The organism is Moraxella nonliquefaciens, assembly GCF_001679005.1.
GTDB lineage: Bacteria > Pseudomonadota > Gammaproteobacteria > Pseudomonadales > Moraxellaceae > Moraxella > Moraxella nonliquefaciens.
Window position 1 is genome coordinate 85916 of sequence record NZ_LXTW01000012.1, and the last position, 19609, is coordinate 105524.

Consider the following 19609-nt stretch of genomic DNA (forward strand, 5'->3'; position numbering starts at 1 on the left):
CGTAATAAATACGCCAAGCAAATTAAGTGCTTGTATTGTAGCATGCTTGCCAATCCTTGCCAATGATTCTGCCATTTTTTGGACATGTGCCATTCATAATCAGTGAAAATGCCATAAAAGCACCCCAAAAGTTGAGCATCTGACTTTTGGGGTGCGTTTAGTTAAGCGGCTTTATCTATGGTTATTTATTTTTTAGTCGCTCCTCCCAAAACGTGGCATTTTTTATGCCAAATTTGGCAGGGTCAAAGGTGATACGCTGACCTGATTTACGCTGAGCTTCATAGTCAGCAAGCATACGCATGGTAATCCGAGAACTCATAAAAAACATGATTAAAATACCGATGATGTTTAGCCATGCGGTCATGCCCACACCCACATCGCCCCATGCCCAGATAGCCCCAGCATTGTTTAGTGCACCATAACCTACCATGATAAGAATGATGATTTTGGCAATGGTGAGCCCTGTTTTTTGGGAGCGTCTGCCCAAAAATCTTGACAGATATACCACATTAATCTCAGCGATGTGATAATACGCCAAAATCGTGGTAAAGGCAAAAAAGAAAATGGCAACAGCAATGAAGTAATTACCAAATGACCCAAAAGTCGTCTCCAATGCCATCTGTGTAAAGGCAGGCGTGCCAATCTCAACGGCAGAATCAATATTTTGGACGATGAATTGCCCTGATTCAAGTGTGCCTTGGACGTTGTAGCTACCCATGGTCAAAATCATAAAGGCGGTGGCCGTACACACAATGAGCGTGTCCACATAAACAGAGAATGCCTGTACCAATCCTTGTTGGGAAGGGTGATCAACTTCGGCAGCCCCTGAATGATGGGGGCCTGTACCTTGACCTGCTTCGTTTGAATACACCCCACGCTTAACACCCCAACCAATCGCTGCCCCAAAGCCTGCCATTGGGTTGAATATATCGCCCATGATAAGTCCAAAGACCGCAGGGATTTTGTCAAGATTCATAAACATAATAAGTAGAGCAAGTGCGATATAGCCGACCGCCATAAATGGCACGACAATCTCAGCAAAACTTGCAATACGCTTGATGCCACCTAGGATAATCACACCCACCGCAACAACCACAACCGCCATGACAGCGATGCGTAACGTGCCAACTTCCAATCCTAAGAAATTGACCAAATGACCCTCGCCTGTGATGCGAGTTACCGCACTGGCAACGCCATTGGCTTGCACCCCTGGCAAAAATACGCCACATGAGATGATCATCGCCACAGCAAAGAGGATGGCATACCATTTTTGCCCAAGTCCTTTTTCAAAATAATAAGCAGGGCCACCACGGTATTGACCTGTGATGGGGTCTCGCTCTTTGTAGATTTGTGATAATGTGCTCTCAGCATAAGCGGTAGATGCACCCAAAAACGCCACCACCCACATCCAAAATACCGCCGAAGGCCCACCAAATCCAATGGCAGCTGCCACCCCTGCAATGTTACCTACACCGACACGGTTGGCAAGTGCCACCACAAATGCTTGAAAAGAAGAAATCCCATCATCGCTTTTGGTTTTGTTAAATACAAGACGTACCATCTCACCAAACAGACGCAACTGTACAAAACGGGTCATGATGGAATAAAAAAGCCCTGCACCAAGACACAGATAAATCAAGGCAGGACTCCAAATAATCCCATTTAACCAATCTACAACGTCATTCATAGTCATCGCTCCCTATGCACTTGCAATTATGACAAATTAAAAAGTAAAATTTAATAAAAATTTAAGCGTTCACAATTTGCCATATTTTTATAAAAAAATCTACAATTTTTTAAAGTTTTTTATATTTTTTGGTTTTGTTGAATTTGCATCAAAATTTTTAACAAAGATTTTGCAAATTTTAACCGTTTTAGCATGCCCTACATTTTTTTACTTGCATTTGATGGACAAGCCTTTATTATAAGTATGACTTTGTTTGATTTTCAAAAGGCAATTTATGAAAAAACTCATCACATCAGCCCTACTTGCCAGCACCTTGACTTTGTCAGGCTGTGGTTATAACAACTTGCAAGCCTTAGATGAAGACACCAGTGCCAAATGGTCGGAAGTGGTAAACCAGTACCAACGCCGTGCTGACCTTGTGCCAAACCTTGTGGCAGTCGTTGAGCGGTATGCTGAACATGAAAAAGAGGTTTTGACCGAAGTGGCACAAGCTCGCTCTCGTGTCGGCAGTATTCAGCTCACCCCTGAGACCTTAAATGACCCTAACGCCATGAAAGCATATACCGACGCCCAAGCGGGCATGACATCTGCCTTATCAAGATTGATGATGGTAACTGAAAATTACCCACAGCTTAAAGCGGACGGCATGTTTCAAGATTTGCAGGCTCAGTTAGAGGGTACCGAGAACCGCATTACAGTCGCTCGCAATAACTACATCCAAAGTGTGCAAGGCTATAACACCACAGTTCGCAAATTCCCAACGAATCTGACAGCAAAAGTATTTGGCATGCAGACCAAAGCCAATTTTAGCGTAGAAAATGAACGAGCCATCAGCACCGCTCCAACGGTCAATTTTGGCAGTCATGCCAATACAGGTTCAAAAAGTGCCACAACACCGTGATTTGGATAAACATGATTTAAATAAAATGTTTGAATAAAATGCAAACATGTCATGTATCATGTTGCCCATTTATCCACAATGGTGCAAATGGCACCCTGTATTATTTTTAACATGTCAAATGTGTAATAACAAAAAAGGCAATTTATGACCCCAATCACAGCCCATCATCGTTCGTTATTTGTTCTGCTTGGCATGAGTGTGTTGCTTGGGGTGGGCACACCTGCCATCGCCAATGCTACCCCCAAAAACACCGCCATAGCAACGCAAAATCTCCAACACGAAGAACAAGCGATAGAGAATTTAATTGTCTTAAATGAATTGCATAAAGCCCAAAATCAACATGAACCCGAAACCAAAAGTCAGAAAAATTTAGCCCAAACAGTCAATCAATCCGCACCACATCAATCTAATGCTACCGCCATTGGTCATGATAAGCTGATTTTGGATGATTCTGTTATTGATGAAGCCCATGTTTTGACTGCCAGTCAAAAGGCTCATTTGCAAACACAGCTTAGGCGAATCTACGATGATGGGCTGGCTCAGATGGCGGTGGTCATTGTGCCAACCACAGACGGCATGGACATCTTTGATTATGCCATTAATGTGGCTAACCGCTGGCAACTTGGGCAAAAAGACACCGATGAGGGCATTTTGATGGTGGTGGCGATTAACGACCGCAAATTACGTATCGTGACAGGCTATGGCGTAGAAGGGGTGTTGCCTGATGCGATTTTAAATCGTATTATCCGTGAGCAGATTACCCCAGCTTTTAAGACGGGCGAATACGCACAAGGTCTGTCGGCAGGCATTGCAAAAATTGATGAAAGGCTTCGTGCTGACCCCCAAACGCTCGCCCGAGCGGACGCACAGCAGATAAATACTGATGAAGACATTAGTGTGGTACCATTTTTTATTTTTGCCATATTTTTTGGTACGGTGCTTAGTGGGGTTTTGGGGCGGTTTTTGGGAGCAAGTGTCTCCACAGGGGGATTTGTCCTATTAACAACCTTATTGGGTGTGGGGCTACTTACCGCCATTGGGGCAGGTATTTTGCTTTGGGTATTGCTCATACTTGGTGTGTTTTCAAATGGCTCTCGCCGTGGTAGTACTTATGGCGGTGGCGGATTTGGCGGAGGTGGTTTTGGCGGAGGCGGCGGTGGTTTTGGTTCTGGCGGATTTGGCGGTGGCGGTGGTAGTTTTGGCGGCGGTGGTGCAGGTGGTTCTTGGTAACTGATTAAAAAAGGATAAAATTATGAGACACATTCCCCAAAAAAGCCTGTCACGTCTGTTTCGTCAACTCATTTTTGTGCCATATCTACACAATCGTTGGCTAAGCGGCGAACTTAAAATGACTCTATCCAAACGCATTGCCCAAGCTGAGAGAGGTCATCGTGGTGAGATACGCCTTATCATTGAAAATCATTTGCCAATTGGTATCGCCTATGATAAAGACTGTCATGGACGTGCCTTGCAGCTTTTTGGTGAATATGGCGTATGGGATACCGCTCATAATACAGGTGTACTCATCTACGTCAATTTGTGTGAGCATGATTTACAAATCATCGCCGACCGTGGTATTGATGCCCATGCATGCGACAACTGGCAAAGTCTTTGTCAAAATACACTCATCTACTTTAAAAAAGGTGAGATGGCAGATGGCTTAGAATGGCTGATTGGGGAGATTGGGCGGCTGCTCAACCAGTATTTTCCCTGTGATGATGTTAGTGGCAATGAGTTGCCTGATGCTGTTGTGTATTTAAAATAATATAAAATCTAAAAGCTAGAATGTGAATGCAATATAGCTTGTGGGTTTATTAGTCATCGCTCTTATCAACCGCTCTTATTAATACCTGCTTAAAAAACCTGCCAATATTTTAATTCTCAAATGATGGTTATCAGACATTTGGGCATATTTCTAATTTTTGCGTGATTTTTGATAGAGCATATTGATTTAGATTTGTTTGTACTTTATAATCACTTAAAAAGGTTGGCAGTAGATATCAATAAATTGCTGACCTTTTTCTTTATCTTAAAATCATATTTTGCAAATCTTGTTCTGTTTGGCTTTATCCTTTGTAAATATATCAAAAGGCAACCCATGACCATGTCTGACCTAGAACCAACCTTATACCAACGCCGTATCATCTACCAAGCTCGCCGTGGCTTAAAGGAGCTTGATTTTTATCTTGACCCCTATGTCAAAAACCATTACCCTACCGCCAATGAACAAGAACAGCTTGCCTTTGAACGATTGTTGGCATATGAGGACCCTGATTTGTTGTTGTTTTTTTTGGGGCAGGCAAGTTCTGATGACATTCAGATAAACATGCTTATCACCAAGATAAAAGCACTCAGACACACTGAGCCGCTTTGATGTTTGTTGATATTTCTATCAAAGAGACCGCTTACAACCTACCCATCAAAATCGGTGTGCTTGTTATTACGCTGTTACTGATGGTGATGATGGATGTTTTGTGGTGGCAGTATGTGGTTGTCACTTTGGTGTGGACATTGTGCCTGTGGATGGATAAAGTGCGTGCCATTGCCATACATGAATTGTCTACTCATGACCCTGATGATGTGTGGTATCTGGGCATGTATGATAAGGCGAACAGACAGATATGGCAGGCATATTTGTCGGATGTAACACTCATGGGGCAAAGCGTGGTGATGACTTTTGGTGTTATCGTGCCATATGAGATGACGCACCAAATAACCATTCATCATAGCATGGTATCAGAGCAGGATTTTCGCCAATTAGCATCGCTACAAATGTAGGAGGGATGATGAATACACCCATTTATACCACTAACGCCATCCAAGACTGGGAGAGTCGCTGGTTTGCAGATGGTAACAGCTCATTTGGTCTTATGAAGCAGGCAAGTCTTAGATTGTGTTTGCAAATCATTGATTTTATAAATAAAAATGATATTACCCAAACTGACATCATCGTATGGTGTGGCGTGGGTAACAATGGTGGGGATGGTTATCTGACGGCAAAATATTTGACAAATAGGCTAGATGATAAGCATTTTAAGGTACAAATCATCGCCCCAAATCCGCCCAAAAGTATAAATGCCATCCATGCCAAATCGCTGTGTACGAATATGCACATATGTGATAATGTGGGCAATATCACTCGTGCATTTGAAAAAGTGATACATCTGGATGCGTTATTTGGTCATGGGTTAGACAGAGAACTTGACAAATCACACCAAAACACCATCCACACTTTTAATGCTCAGGCAGGCACCAAAATCGCCCTTGACATACCAAGTGGTCTACACCCCAACAGAGGCATGCCCATGCCTATATGCACAAAGGTGGACATCACTTTGTGTGTCATGGGATTAAAAATGGGGCTGTTTGTCGGGGTGGCAAAGGATTTTGTCGGAAAAGTCATCAATCTGCCCCTAATACCGCCTGATGATGAGCTGTTGGCGGTGGCGTATTTGTCAGACAAACCCACAATACCCATCCGTCAAAACACTGCCCATAAAGGCGATTTTGGTACGGTGGCGATTGTGGGTGGTCATCAGTGTATGGGTGGGGCGGTCATCATGGCAAGCCAAATGGCGATGAGTATGGGTGCAGGAAGAGTAACGGCGGTTTGCCACGCTATGCACCACGGTGCCATGCTGACACGTTCGCCCAATGTCATGGTAGCAGACATTGATAAAATAAGTGCAAATGACTTGTCAGAATTTGAACGTGTAGCATTTGGCATGGGTCTTGGGCGTGATACATGGGCAAAGATGATTTTTGATAAAGTTATGGACAAGGTGATTCATCATGCTTTTGATAAAGTGGTGCTAGATGCTGATGCGTTGTATTTTTTGGCAAAAAATCCATGCAAATTGCCCAATTATGTCATCTGTACGCCACATTTGGCAGAGGCGGCACGACTGCTTGGTGTGCGTGTGGCAGATGTAAAAAACGACAAACTTGATGCCTTGTATCGCTTATATGAACGTTATGGCGGTCAATGGGTCATTAAAGGGGCAAACACGCTAAGTTTTGATGGTAAAAGGGTGCAAATTTGCCCATTTGGTAATGCCTTTATGGCAAGTGCAGGCATGGGAGATGTTTTGGCAGGCATGCTTATTGGGACGCAGATGAACGTGCATGATGTGGTAGCATGGCATGGCATCATGGGTGATAGGCTTGCTGATGGGGCAATGTTTGGCATACATGCGTATGACATGGCGGATGTGGCAGGGATGATGTAGGTAAAAAGTCAAACTTTCACAGATGGGATGAATCAAATCATCATCAAAAAATTGGCAAGTGATTGTTTTCACTTGTCATTTTTTTATGGTTAGAATTTGCCAAACAGCTGTCCCTAAAAACTGTGATAACCTTGTGAATAACTTTATGATTTTATGCAAAAACACTGTAATGATGGGCGATGGTGATTGATTGCTTGGGGTTCATACATTATTTTATAAAAAATAAATTGATTTAAAATCAATAACTTATAATGATAAATTTATCTAAATGATGAAGCATAAACTGCCCTGAGAATAAGTGTGGATGCTGGTCTTTGTTAAAGATTTACCAACAAAAAATCCTGCCAAATGACAGGATTTTTGCTAAATGTCAAGGCTGGGCAATCACATCATACCACCCATACCGCCCATACCACCCATGCCAGCTGCACCCATCGCAGGTGCTTCTGGGGCAGGTTTGTCAGTAATCATCACCTCAGTGGTCAGCATAAGCCCTGCCACGCTGGCAGCGTGTTCTAGGGCAGAGCGGGTTACTTTGGCAGGGTCAAGAATGCCCATTTCTAACATGTCACCGTATTCACCTGTGGCAGCGTTGTAACCGTAGTTGCCTTGTCCGTTTTTGACTTCATTGACAATCACAGAAGCTTCGTCGCCTGCGTTGGTTACGATTTGGCGAAGTGGGGCTTCCATGGCACGTCTTAGAATGTTAATGCCTGCATTTTGGTCGTCATTATCACCTTTTAAATCACTAAGAGCTGACAACGCACGCACCAAGGCAACACCACCGCCAGGTACAATACCCTCTTCTACTGCCGCACGAGTAGCGTGTAAGGCATCGTCCACACGGTCTTTTTTCTCTTTCATTTCAGTTTCGGTAGCAGCACCAACTTTAATGACCGCCACACCACCAGAGAGTTTGGCAACACGCTCTTGTAGTTTTTCTTTGTCATAATCAGAGGTGGATTCTTCAACTTGACGGCGAATGGATTCAACACGGCTATCAATTTGAGCCTTATCACCTGCCCCATCCACAATCACGGTGTTTTCTTTGCCAACGGTGATTTTTTTGGCACTGCCTAAGTGTTCAAGAGTAGCGGTTTCTAAACTCAAACCTACCTCTTCTGAGATGACAGTACCGCCTGTCAAGATGGCGATGTCTTGTAGCATGGCTTTGCGTCTGTCACCAAATCCGGGGGCTTTGACGGCACATGTTTTTAGACCGCCACGCAAGTTGTTTACTACCAAAGTTGCCAATGCTTCATTTTCAACGTCTTCTGCGATGATGAGCAGGGGACGGCTGGTCTGCATGACTTGTTCTAGTAGTGGCACAATCTCACGGATATTGGCAATCTTTTTATCCACAAGTAGGATGTGTGGGTTGTCAAATTCAGCGGTTAGGCTCTCTTGCTTATTGGCAAAATAGGGGCTGATATAACCACGGTCAAACTGCATGCCCTCAACCACTTCTAGGGTATCTTCAAAGCCTGAACCCTCTTCTACGGTAATCACGCCTTGCTTACCGACGGTTTTCATCGCCTCTGAGATAAGCTCGCCAATTTTGCTGTCAGAGTTGGCAGAAATTGAGCCGACCTGAGCGATGGCCTTAAAGTCATCAGCTGGGGTAGATAGGGCGTGGATTTGTTCAACGGCAACACGGGTTGCTTTGTCAATACCACGTTTTAAATCCATGGGATTCATGCCAGCGGCGACAGTTTTCATGCCCTCTACCAAAATAGATTGGGCAAGTACAGTAGCGGTGGTAGTGCCATCTCCTGCCACGTCATTGGTTTTTGAGGCGACCTCACGGACTAGTTGGGCACCCATGTTTTCAAATTTGTCTTCAAGTTCAATCTCTTTGGCAACGCTTACGCCATCTTTGGTGATGGTAGGTGCTCCAAAAGACTTATCTATGACCACATTACGACCTTTTGGACCTAGGGTGACTTTAACGGCATCTGCCAAGGTATTAACGCCATCAATCATTTTTTCACGGGCAGATACGCCAAATTTTACATCTTTTGCCATGTTTATACTCTCTTTATTCAACGGTTGATAATTTATGTTAGGGTTTTGGGTTGATTTGAATTATTCAAGCACACCCAAAACATCAGACTCTTTCATGATAAGCAACTCTTCGCCGTCCACTTTGACGGTTTGACCTGCATATTGACCAAATAAAACCTTATCGCCCACTTTGACATCTAGGGGACGTACGCCATTATCGCTAAGCTGACCATTACCCACAGCGATGATCTCACCTTGCTGGGGTTTTTCTTGGGCAGAGCCAGGAAGCAAGATGCCACCTGCGGTTTTTTGCTCTTCTTCGGTACGACGAACGACAATGCGGTCATGTAAAGGACGGATTGACATAGAATTTCTCCATTAAGTTTTAGGGGTACTGGTCAAGCCAGATTGTTTGTAAAAATGGTGTTAGGGGGCAAATTTTTCAAGATAAAATGTGATAAATTTAATATAAGTCATTGATTTTTATGTAAAACTTAAAATAAAATATGTTTAAGTCAAATTTGGATGACCAAAAACATGGTAACCATTAATGGCAAAAATGGCAAGAGGCATTTGGTTTGAGATTGCTCTCACAAAATGCTACAAATCGCCACGTCATTGCCCTTGAATTGGTAACAAAAAATGTCAATAATAAGTCCATATTTTATATTAATTTACATGAATGAGTAATGACCATGACCATCTTTAAACGCTTTTTAACTTCTACCACCATGACAACCGCCGTGGTGGCAGGGGCAACGTTATCTGCAAATGCGTCTGATTTATCAGGATTTTCTGCCACTTATGTACTAAACGCAGATGGCAAAAAGGGCACAGCAACACGCACCTTAATTAAAAATGGAGATGATTACCACTATCATGTAAAAGCCAGTGCCGTAGGCGTGGCAAGCATGAACCAGTCAGCAAGTTTTAGCCTGTTAAATGGTCGTATCGTGCCATCTGATTCTCGCATGTCGGTACAGGTGCTTGGCGTCGGACGCACCCATCATATCAAGTTTGATAATCCTGCCAAATCAGTGGTCAGCACTTACCGTGGTAAATCCACCACGCTAAGGATGAATGGTCAAGCCTATGATGATTTGAGCCTAGAAGCTCAAATTCGTCAAGAGCTCATTCATGGACAGTTTAGCGGTAATTATCATTTGGTTAAGAAAAATGAGATAGAAGCCACTAAATTTAGGCGTTCAAGTAGCAGTAAAATTACTGTTCCTGCTGGTACTTATGATGCCATTCGCATTGACCGCATTCATGATGACAAAGGGCGTGCCACAAGTTTTTGGCTTGCCCCAAGCCTAAATTATTTGCCCATCAAAGTCAGCCAAATCAATGATGGCAGAGTCATCAGCATGGAGCTGATAAAGGTGAATTAAGGTGAATTCAGAATGACCCAAAGATGACTTACAGGCAAAGCAGTTGGGATTGTAAACAATAAGGTAGACAGGGTTTGTCTTTTTAATTTACAATATTTGACAAAATGTGATAGAATTACCAAATCTATATGTCAACAATAACAGGTGTGCCATGCCAGATGTTCATAATCCCAACGATAAAAATCCAAAATTCTCTCGTATTCTCTTGAAGCTCTCAGGCGAGGCCTTAGCAGGGGGTAAAGACATGGGTATTGACGCATCCATTCTTGACAAGATGAGCTTGTCTATTGCTCATTTGCGAGGGCTTGGTGTGCAAGTAGGGATTGTTGTTGGCGGTGGTAATTTGTATCGTGGCAGTACCTTGCAAAAAGAAGGGCTGGTTGGACGTGTAACAGGCGACCAAATGGGCATGCTTGCCACTGTGATGAACGGGCTTGCCATGCGTGATGCCCTAGTACGCCGTAACATCAAATGTCGTCTGATGTCCGCTCTAAACATCGCTACCATTGGCGAGCCATATTCTAGCCGTGAGGCCATTCGCCATCTAAATAATGGCGAGGTGTGTATTTTTGTGGCAGGCACGGGCAACCCGTTTTTTACCACTGATACAGCAGCGTGTTTGCGTGGGATTGAGATTGAAGCGGGGCTTATCTTAAAGGCAACCAAAGTAGATGGCGTGTATGACAAAGACCCAAGCGTCCATGCCGATGCGGTCAAATATGACAGTCTAACCTTTGATAAAGCCCTAGAAGACAAATTGGGTGTGATGGATTTGACCGCCATTGCCCTGTGTCGTGAACACAACGTACCCCTACAAGTGTTTGATATGAATAAACCCAACGCCTTGCTAAATGTTGTCATGGGCGAAAAAGAAGGCACACGAGTGTATCACTGATTCATTTTAATAATGACTGTAAAAATAGGAAACCCTTATGATTAATCAAATCAAAACAGACGGTAAAGTCCGTATGGATAAAGCCCTAGAAGCCCTAGAAGGTGCGTTTGCTAAGTTGCGTACTGGGCGTGCTCACCCTGGTATTTTGTCAGGTGTGATGGTGAACTACTATGGTTCGGACATGCCCTTAAATCAGGTGGCAAGTGTGAATGTAGAAGACAGTCGCACCCTACTTGTGCAACCTTTTGACCGCTCTATGGTGCAGGCGGTAGATAAAGCAATTCGTGAAGCAGACCTTGGACTTAATCCCATGAGTGCAGATGTGATACGTGTGCCAATGCCTGCCCTGACCGAAGAGACTCGTAAGGACATGCAAAAATTGGCTCGCTCTGATGCTGAATCTGCGCGTGTGTCAGTGCGTAACATCCGCCGTGATATGTTAGGTGATATTAAAAAACTGGTCAAAGACAAAGAAGCCAGCGAAGATGATGAACGCCGTGCTGAGGCTGACATTCAAAAGCTCACCGATGACTTTATCAAAGCAATTGATACTCGCCTTGCCAAAAAAGAAAGCGAGCTTATGGAAGTTTGATGGACAACCATTAAACACAGGGCGAGTCATTCGCCCTATTTGTTCACTCATTAATCTGCCCATTTATCATGTCAAAGACCCCATTGCCCCCCATTGTTAATCTGCCCCGACACATCGCCATCATCATGGATGGTAATAACCGTTATGGCAAGGCTCACGCTTTGCAGGCAGGGGCAGGGCATATCAAGGGTAAAGATGCACTTGACCCCATTGTAGAGCATTGTTTGGCACGGGGCATTAAAGTTTTGACGGTGTTTGCTTTTTCATCTGAAAACTGGGCAAGACCACAGCCAGAGGTGGATTTACTCATGCAATTGCTTGAAAACACCATCCATGAGCAACTGCCACGCATGAACAAATACCAAATTCGCCTAAGATTTATCGGCAACAGATCAATATTAAATCCCAACTTACAAGCTCTGATGGCAGATGCTGAAACCCAAACCGCCCATTTTGACAAAATGACACTTGTCATCGCCATCAGCTACGGCGGACAATGGGACATCGCCTTGGCGTGTCAAAAACTTGCCATACAAGTACAAAATGGAAATCTTGCCCCAAATGACATCAATGCAGACCTTATCGGACAGCATGTCGCACTCTCTGATGTACCATGCGTGGACATGCTCATTCGTACGGGGGGCGAATGGCGTATTTCTAACTTTTTGTTGTGGCAATTGGCTTATGCTGAGCTATTTTTTACCAGCACGTTATGGCCTGATTTTGGGACAGATGAGCTAGATAGGATGATACAAGACTTTGGCAATCGTGAAAGACGTTTTGGTAAAACCAGTGAGCAAGTTCAGAATAATGACAATTAAATAGACTTCCTGCAAAACCCTAAATTAAAGAAAATCGTTCGTGGTGAGCTTGTCAAACCATAACGGTTTTCCGCCACCCGCAGGCATAGCTCAGGGCGAACGGAAAACTAGTTTTGCAGGAAGTTTAATAAAAATCAAGAATAAAATAGCAATGAAAAACCTATTTAAATACGACTTTTTGGATAAAAATAAAGGCATTTAATCGGCATTTTTTAGCATGTCATTTTGTGTATTTATTGCCATTCCAAAATATAATACATTGTTTATTATTGTCTTGGGTGTGATTTGGGCGGTTTTGTTATTTGGTATTTATGCCTTTCTTGATAAATGGTTTTTAAAACAAAATTTTAATCAAAATCAATTAAGTATTTTTAATAAAATAGGTTGGACTATTTATATTATCAGCTTGATAGTGGCGGGTTATTTGGTAATTTGGCAAGATTGATAAATTATTCATTGAGCGTAGGTGCGTATTATGCACCATTGAGTGAAGTGATAAAGCTTAAAAGGAAATTTTTATGAATAAATTGCAAAAAACTTACCGTTATTTATTTAAATTACCCATTAGTGTGCCATTAATTATTCTGTTTTTTATGTTAATGGTAATTGATAAACAAGTACTGGTAATGCTATTAAGAAAAGAAGGGGCGATTTGGATTTCTGTGGCGTTATTGATTGTTTTGGCTTGTGAATTTATTTTTAAAAAAGTGGTAAAATTTTATTGTACCAATGGACAATTTTCAAACGAGCAATTAGAAAATGCCAACCAAAAGGCGAAATGGGCGGTGTATTTTTCTATTGTGGCATTGGTGTTTTCGTTATTTTATATGCGTTATTTGATAAAAATGGTAGTTTGAGTTTTAAGTATAAGGTGCATATCACGCACCATTTAAAGCACAATGCCAATGGCGGTGTGTAATACGCACCTTACGAGTGTTATATTACTTTTGAGATTATTAAAACTGGAAAACCTTAAATGTGGCAACGAATAAAAACAGCAATCGTACTTGTGATTATCGTGGGTGTGGCGATGTTTACCAGTCGCCAACCCTTTTTGTTTTTGCCACTTTTGACCATAGGCACACTCATTGCCTCCCATGAGTGGACAAAACTCATGCCCAAACTCAAACAGCCTGTCTTATTTATCATGTTATCCCTAGCGATAACGATGATAAGTGTCTTTATTTGGCAGACATGGGCGGTGTGGTGGTTACTCTCCTTTGGGATATGGCTGATGGCGACCAAATGGGTGCGTGTGTATCCTGCCCAGGAAAAATGGTACGGTAAACGTCTGTTTTTGATGGGTATCATCATTTTGACCGCCAGTATTACCGCCATATACAGCTTATGGCAAGTATCGCCTTGGTGGCTTATGTATGTATTTTTGCTTGTGTGGTGTGCCGACAGTGGGGCGTATTTTATCGGACGCAAATTTGGCAAACGTAAACTTGCACCCAACGTCTCACCCAATAAATCCATAGAGGGTTTCATCGGTGGCATCATTACCGCAAGTTTTGTGGCGATGGGTGTGGGCTTTGGATTAGAGCTTGGTACGGTGGCACTCATTGCCTTTTTGGGCTTGTCGGGGCTTACGGTGTTGGCAAGTGTGCTGGGCGACTTATTTGAATCGATGTTAAAGAGACGAGCGGGGATTAAGGACTCTGGCAGCATTTTGCCTGGGCATGGTGGGGTGCTTGACCGTATTGACAGTCTGCTGTCTGCCACACCTGTGTTTGCACTTGGGGTGTTGGTGCTTGTGTATTTGGGCGTATTGCCTGCACTTGGTGATTTAAAGGGGCTTTTGTGATGACAGCATTGACGGTACTTGGAGCGACAGGTTCCATAGGTGATAGCACGCTTGACATCGTTCGTCATGTAGGATTGCCTGTGTATGCTTTATCGGGCTTTGGTCGTTTGGATAAATTATTTAAACTGTGCGTAGAATTTCGCCCAAGTCGTGTGGGTGTGCCATCTGATAAGGTGGATGAATTTGCTGGGCGATTAAAATCGGCAAATTTGGCGATTGACGTGGTGGGCGGTCAAAATGGTTTGATGGATTTGGCAGGCGATAAAGGGGCGGATAAAGTTGTGGCGGGCATTGTTGGTTCAGCAGGGCTTCGCTCTACTTTATCGGCAGTTTGGGCAGGGCAAACCGTGCTACTTGCCAATAAAGAAAGCCTTGTCATGGCAGGTGAACTCATCATGAGTACCGCACGCAGGCATGGAGCAACCCTTTTGCCCATTGACAGTGAGCATAATGCCATTTTTCAATGTTTGCCAAGGGCGGTTCAAGACGATAATACCGCCATTCATCGCAGTGAATTTGGCATAAAAAAATTGTGGCTGACCGCAAGTGGTGGTGGATTTTTACACAAGTCTTATGATGAGATGAAAAATGCCACAGTAGCCCAAGCCGTATCTCACCCCAACTGGAACATGGGCAGTAAAATCACGGTGGATTCTAATACCATGATGAATAAGGGTTTGGAGCTGATTGAGGCTTGTCATTTGTTTAACCTATCTGACGCTCAAATTGACATTGCCATTCACCCCCAAAGCATCATTCACTCTATGGTGGAATATGTGGACGGCTCTATTTTGGCGCAACTTAGTTCACCTGACATGAGAGTACCCATTGCCCATGCTTTGGGATACCCTAATCGCATGGATGGCGGTGTGAAATCATTGAGCTTATTTGAAATGTCCGCCTTAGAATTTATCCGCCCCGATAAGAATAAATTTAAATCCCTAGACCTTGCCCGTCATGCCATACGGACAGGTACTGGGGCATGTGTTGCCTTAAATGCGTCCAATGAAGTGGCGGTATCGGCATTTTTGGATGGTCGCATTCGCCTAACTGACGTCGCTGACACGGTGGAGCGTGTGTTAGATGATGATGAGTTGGGGGCAGACTTTGGAAAAAGTTTTGATGAGCCAGAGGGGATTTTGGCATTGGATAGGCGAGTGCGAGATAGGACGGACGTTTATTTAAGGGATTTAAATGATTGATTTAAAATTTTTTAAAGATATTTTTTAAGCAAGTATTTTTTAAGCATGAAGAGAATCCAAAAAGCATGACCGCTTTATATTTATTTTTATCCGCCTTACTCATCCTAACGCCCCTTGTCGCCCTACATGAGTGGGGTCATTATGTCGTGGCACGGCTGTGTGGTGTTAAGGTGCTGACTTATTCTATCGGCTTTGGTACACGGCTGTTTGGCTGGACAAACCCTAAGACAGGCATAGATTACCGCATTTGTGCCATACCACTTGGCGGATATGTCAAAATGTTAGATGAGCGAGAGGGGGAGGTTGCCGAGAGTGAGCGACATTTGGCATTTAACAATCAGCATCCTTTAAAAAAAATTGCCATCGTGGCAGCGGGTCCTTTGATGAATTTTATCATCGCCGTGGGGCTGTTTTTTGTGCTGTTTTTGCAGCCAAGCGAGCAGTTATCTACCAAAATCGGACGGATTGTCAATGACAGCCCCGCTCACACCAGTGGACTGATGGTAGGTGAGGTGATACATGCCATTGATGGTAAAAACACACCCACATGGGAGAGTGTGAATTTTGCCTTAGCTGACCGCATGGGTGAGCGTGGCAGAGTTGTTGTGGCGACCGATAAGGGCGAGACGGCGGTGGCTATTGATGGTTTTATGCAGGGGGCAGATGGGGGCAAAGACCCGCTGAGTGCATTTGGTGTTCTGCCTTGGCGACCCATCATACCGCCTGTGATAGGCTCACTCACATCTGATGGGGCAGGGGCATTAATGGGGTTAAAAACAGGCGATAGGATTACCCATATTGATGGTCAAAAGATAACAAATTGGCTCATTGCTACCGAAATTATCCAAAATAACCCTGAAAAATTGTTGGTGTTTGGCATCATCAGAGATGGGCAAAGCGTGAATATTAAAGTCATGCCACGTGCCGTCAAAGTAGACAATCGCACGGTGGGACAAATTGGGGCAAGGGTGCAAGAATTTGATCTGACTGTTCCTGATGATTATAAAATGATGGTCAGTCATACGCCCACAGAAGCTCTAAAACAATCTTTCATCAAAACTTATGATTTGTCTGTAATGACGCTCAAATCTATGGGTAAGATGCTAACAGGGCTGATCGGACTTGATAATTTGTCTGGCCCGATTAGTATCGCTCAGGTCTCTAAGGACAGCATACAGATGGGCTGGCAACAAGTGTTGTCTACCGCAGGGCTGATTAGCCTATCACTTGCTGTGCTAAATCTTTTGCCAATACCTGTATTAGATGGTGGGCATTTGGTATTTTATACGTATGAATTGATTTGGGGTAGACCCATGAGCGAACGATTACAAATGGCAGGATTACAAGTGGGTATGTTGGTGCTGTTTGGCATGATGGTGCTTGCCATTGGTAATGACATATTGCGAGTGTTTGGTTAGGGCGGTTCATCTGTCCATTGGGTAGACGGTAGAAATACTGATACACGCTAAACGTGATTTTTGGCAATCATTGAGTAATGTTTTAAGAAAATTTTTAAAAATTTGATAATTTTACTTGCCAAAATTGATTTTTTGGCTTAACTTACACCATATTTATTTTTTTGATTAATTTAACATTTGCCACATTCAATCATTATCAATATACACTTGTAACTGTTGATTTTAGTATTGTTGCTGATGAGTAAATGACTTTGAGTGAACCTGTTATGCGTACTTCTTTTTTGACAAAAACCTTAACCACGTCTGTGATGATGACCATGACCGCCACAGCTTATGCCAATGATACTGTCAGTGCTATTGAATTTCATGGACTTAATCGGGTAACCCCCCAAAGTTTGCAAGTGGTATTGCCTTTGGGTGTGGGGCAGACACTAACAGCAGATGCTTTGGCAGACAGTATTCGTGCTTTATACGCAACCGAGCAGTTCTCTCACGTGCAGGCAAATGTTGATGGTGGGCATGTGGTGTTTTACGTGGCAGAGCGTCCGATCATCGCAGAGCTAAATTTTGATGGCAATAAACTCATTGCCAAGGATGGTTTAAAACAAGGTTTGGAGGGTGCAGGACTGGCGGTTGGCAATGTGCTAAAACAGGCGACCGTACAGACCTTAGAAAGTGAGCTTGAAAATCAGTACATCTCACAGGGTTATTATAATGCTGATATTACAGTCAAGCAAACCAAACTAGATGGCAATCGTGTTAAACTTGACATTCACTTTGTTGAGGGTAAGCCTGCTCGTGTGGTAGATATTAGCATCATTGGCAACACACATTTTAGTGATGATGAGCTAAAAGATGAATTTGTGGTCAAAGATAAAAAATGGAATCCGCTGTCTAAGGCTGACCGTTATAGCCAAGAAAAACTTAACACCAGTTTGGAGAATATCAAAGCCAAATATCTAAATGACGGCTTTGTGCGTATGAGCGTGGATAATGCAACCTTAAACGTTGATGATGCGAAGAAAAAGGTCTTTATTGAGGCAACCATCAATGAAGGTCAGCGATATAAATTCGGTGAGGTTCAGTTTTTGGGTAGTACCACATATCGCAGTGATGAGCTAAATGAGCTGGTTACATTCAAGCAAGGCAACACCTATTCACAAGAACAGCTTGACCAAACCACCGCCACCATTGCCAATAAGTTCGGAGATGATGGTTATTATTATGCCCAAATCCGTCCTGTGCCAAGGATTGATGATGAAACTTTGACGGTGAATGTGGATTATTATATTGATCCTGTACGCCCTGTTTATGTTCGTCGCATTCATTTTACAGGCAACCTAAAAACCAAAGATGAGGTGTTGCGTCGTGAAATGCGTCAGCTAGAAGGAGCGTTGGCATCCAACCAAAAAATTCAGCTGTCTCGTGTTAGACTCATGAGAACAGGATTTTTTAAAGATGTCAAAGTAGATGTTAAACCTGTACCAAACAGTCCCGATCAGGTGGATATTAACTACATGGTTGAAGAACAGCCATCAGGTTCATCAACCATCGCCGCAGGTTATTCTCAAAGTGGTGGCATGACCTTTCAAGTGGATTTGTCCCAATCCAATTTTATGGGAACAGGTAACCGAGCCAATATGTCATTTAGTCGTTCAGAGACTCGTGATAATTATAGTTTGGGCATGACTGACCCCTATTTCACCGTTAATGGTGTCTCTCAAAGTATGAGTGCCTATTATCGCAAAACCAAATATGACAACAAAAATATCTCCAACTATGTACTTGACTCCTACGGCGGCAGCTTGATTTATGGTTATCCCATTGATGAAAATCAACGCATCAGTGGTGGTTTTACCATTGACAAAACCAAAGTACGTGGTGGCAGTCATATGGGCATCGCCAACGTCAAACAACTTTTAGAAGATGGCGGTAAGGCAGACATTGATAAAGATGGCGTGAGTTTTACCAACGATTATACCATTTATGGTGGGGTGCTAGGATGGAGCTATTCTAGCCTTGATAGACCTGTATTTCCAACCAAAGGGATGAGCCATAATGTTGATGTCAATTTGAGCTTTGGCGATAAAACGTTTCAAAAGTTAAACTACCGCCTAAATGCCTACTATCCGCTATGGAGAGGCACGGTGCTCCGTGGTCATGCTCACCTAGGTTATGGCAATAACTTGCCATTTTATGAAAATTTCTATGCTGGTGGTTATGGTTCGGTGCGTGGCTTTGAAGCATCATCACTTGGCCCCTTGTCTCGCTCTTATGCTTTGGCAAAGGACGCTCGTAATTATCGTGGCGAGGAGGTGGGTGGTAATGCTTTGGCAACTTTTGGGGCAGAGCTGATCTTACCTGTGCCATTTAAAGGCGACTGGGCAAATCAGGTGCGTCCTGTGCTTTTCTTTGATGCAGGTCAAGCATTTAGCACCACAAATCTTGACAGCGAAAAAATCAAATTGACACAGATTGGGGTTGTCAATGATGAGCTAACATACATCAAGCAGGATAAAGAGTTGCGTTATAGTGTGGGTGCTGGTGTTACATGGTATACCCCAATTGGTCCTATCTCTATTAGCTATGCTAAACCCTTAAATGACAAACAAGGCGACCGAGTAGAAAATGTCCAATTCCAAATTGGCAGCGTATTTTAATC

19 protein-coding genes are annotated in these 19609 nt (G+C 43.3%); 16 read left to right on the top strand and 3 right to left on the bottom strand.

The window, feature by feature from the left end; translation table 11 throughout:
* Positions 1-181 precede the first annotated feature (181 nt).
* Positions 182-1687: an alanine/glycine:cation symporter family protein gene (locus A7456_RS04540; protein WP_067008041.1), complete on the bottom strand. Its 1506-nt coding sequence runs from the start codon at positions 1685-1687 to the stop codon at positions 182-184.
* Between the two features lie 274 nt (positions 1688-1961).
* On the opposite strand from A7456_RS04540, the gene A7456_RS04545 reads away from it, so the two are divergent.
* The 6 genes from A7456_RS04545 (at position 1962) to A7456_RS04570 (ending at position 6817) form a co-directional block, all read left to right on the top strand.
* A complete protein-coding gene (locus tag A7456_RS04545; protein WP_066884499.1) occupies positions 1962-2588 on the top strand; it encodes a LemA family protein in 627 nt (208 codons plus the stop codon).
* 144 nt (positions 2589-2732) lie between these two features.
* Positions 2733-3818: a TPM domain-containing protein gene (locus A7456_RS04550; RefSeq protein ID WP_067008043.1), complete on the top strand. Its 1086-nt coding sequence runs from the start codon at positions 2733-2735 to the stop codon at positions 3816-3818.
* A 22-nt stretch (positions 3819-3840) separates the two neighbouring features.
* Positions 3841-4353 (top strand): TPM domain-containing protein, encoded by a 513-nt coding sequence (locus tag A7456_RS04555; protein ID WP_066892857.1) that lies wholly within the window; start codon positions 3841-3843, stop codon positions 4351-4353.
* A 333-nt stretch (positions 4354-4686) separates the two neighbouring features.
* Complete coding sequence (locus tag A7456_RS04560; RefSeq protein WP_082995472.1) at positions 4687-4962, top strand: FAD assembly factor SdhE; 276 nt, start codon at positions 4687-4689, stop codon at positions 4960-4962.
* Positions 4962-5366, top strand: coding sequence for a hypothetical protein (locus A7456_RS04565; protein ID WP_066884488.1), 405 nt, complete (start codon positions 4962-4964; stop codon positions 5364-5366). The genes A7456_RS04560 and A7456_RS04565 overlap by 1 nt, the downstream gene beginning before the upstream one ends.
* 8 nt (positions 5367-5374) lie before the next feature.
* Positions 5375-6817: an NAD(P)H-hydrate dehydratase gene (locus A7456_RS04570; protein WP_067008046.1), complete on the top strand. Its 1443-nt coding sequence runs from the start codon at positions 5375-5377 to the stop codon at positions 6815-6817.
* 384 nt (positions 6818-7201) lie between these two features.
* On the opposite strand, the gene groL is transcribed toward A7456_RS04570, so the two are convergent.
* Both groL and A7456_RS04580 read right to left on the bottom strand, forming a co-directional pair.
* Complete coding sequence (gene groL, locus A7456_RS04575; protein ID WP_066892861.1) at positions 7202-8842, bottom strand: chaperonin GroEL; 1641 nt, start codon at positions 8840-8842, stop codon at positions 7202-7204.
* Between the two features lie 60 nt (positions 8843-8902).
* A complete protein-coding gene (locus tag A7456_RS04580) occupies positions 8903-9187 on the bottom strand; it encodes a co-chaperone GroES (RefSeq protein WP_066884478.1) in 285 nt (94 codons plus the stop codon).
* A 329-nt stretch (positions 9188-9516) separates the two neighbouring features.
* Between A7456_RS04580 and A7456_RS04585 the strand changes: the two genes are divergently transcribed.
* From A7456_RS04585 to bamA, 10 genes are all read left to right on the top strand, one after another.
* On the top strand, positions 9517-10212 hold the full coding sequence (locus A7456_RS04585; protein ID WP_227713288.1) for a DUF3108 domain-containing protein: 696 nt from the start codon (positions 9517-9519) through the stop codon (positions 10210-10212).
* A gap of 151 nt (positions 10213-10363) precedes the next feature.
* Positions 10364-11107: a UMP kinase gene (pyrH, locus tag A7456_RS04590; protein ID WP_066884475.1), complete on the top strand. Its 744-nt coding sequence runs from the start codon at positions 10364-10366 to the stop codon at positions 11105-11107.
* 37 nt (positions 11108-11144) lie between these two features.
* Positions 11145-11699, top strand: coding sequence for a ribosome recycling factor (frr, locus tag A7456_RS04595; protein WP_067008049.1), 555 nt, complete (start codon positions 11145-11147; stop codon positions 11697-11699).
* Positions 11700-11767: 68 nt separating this feature from the next.
* Positions 11768-12520 carry a polyprenyl diphosphate synthase gene (gene uppS, locus A7456_RS04600; RefSeq protein ID WP_067008052.1) on the top strand — a complete coding sequence of 251 codons (753 nt, stop codon included), beginning with the start codon at positions 11768-11770 and terminating at the stop codon, positions 12518-12520.
* Between the two features lie 217 nt (positions 12521-12737).
* Positions 12738-12965, top strand: coding sequence for a hypothetical protein (locus A7456_RS04605; protein ID WP_067008054.1), 228 nt, complete (start codon positions 12738-12740; stop codon positions 12963-12965).
* 73 nt (positions 12966-13038) lie between these two features.
* Positions 13039-13377: a hypothetical protein gene (locus tag A7456_RS04610; RefSeq protein ID WP_066884459.1), complete on the top strand. Its 339-nt coding sequence runs from the start codon at positions 13039-13041 to the stop codon at positions 13375-13377.
* Between the two features lie 119 nt (positions 13378-13496).
* Complete coding sequence (locus A7456_RS04615; protein ID WP_067008068.1) at positions 13497-14327, top strand: phosphatidate cytidylyltransferase; 831 nt, start codon at positions 13497-13499, stop codon at positions 14325-14327.
* Positions 14327-15529 carry a 1-deoxy-D-xylulose-5-phosphate reductoisomerase gene (dxr, locus tag A7456_RS04620; protein WP_067008071.1) on the top strand — a complete coding sequence of 401 codons (1203 nt, stop codon included), beginning with the start codon at positions 14327-14329 and terminating at the stop codon, positions 15527-15529. The genes A7456_RS04615 and dxr overlap by 1 nt, the downstream gene beginning before the upstream one ends.
* 65 nt (positions 15530-15594) lie before the next feature.
* The gene (gene rseP / locus A7456_RS04625) at positions 15595-16947 is read left to right on the top strand and encodes an RIP metalloprotease RseP (protein ID WP_067008074.1); all 1353 of its coding nucleotides are present in this window, start codon (positions 15595-15597) and stop codon (positions 16945-16947) included.
* A 266-nt stretch (positions 16948-17213) separates the two neighbouring features.
* A complete protein-coding gene (bamA, locus tag A7456_RS04630) occupies positions 17214-19607 on the top strand; it encodes an outer membrane protein assembly factor BamA (protein WP_067008077.1) in 2394 nt (797 codons plus the stop codon).
* Positions 19608-19609: the final 2 nt, after the last annotated feature.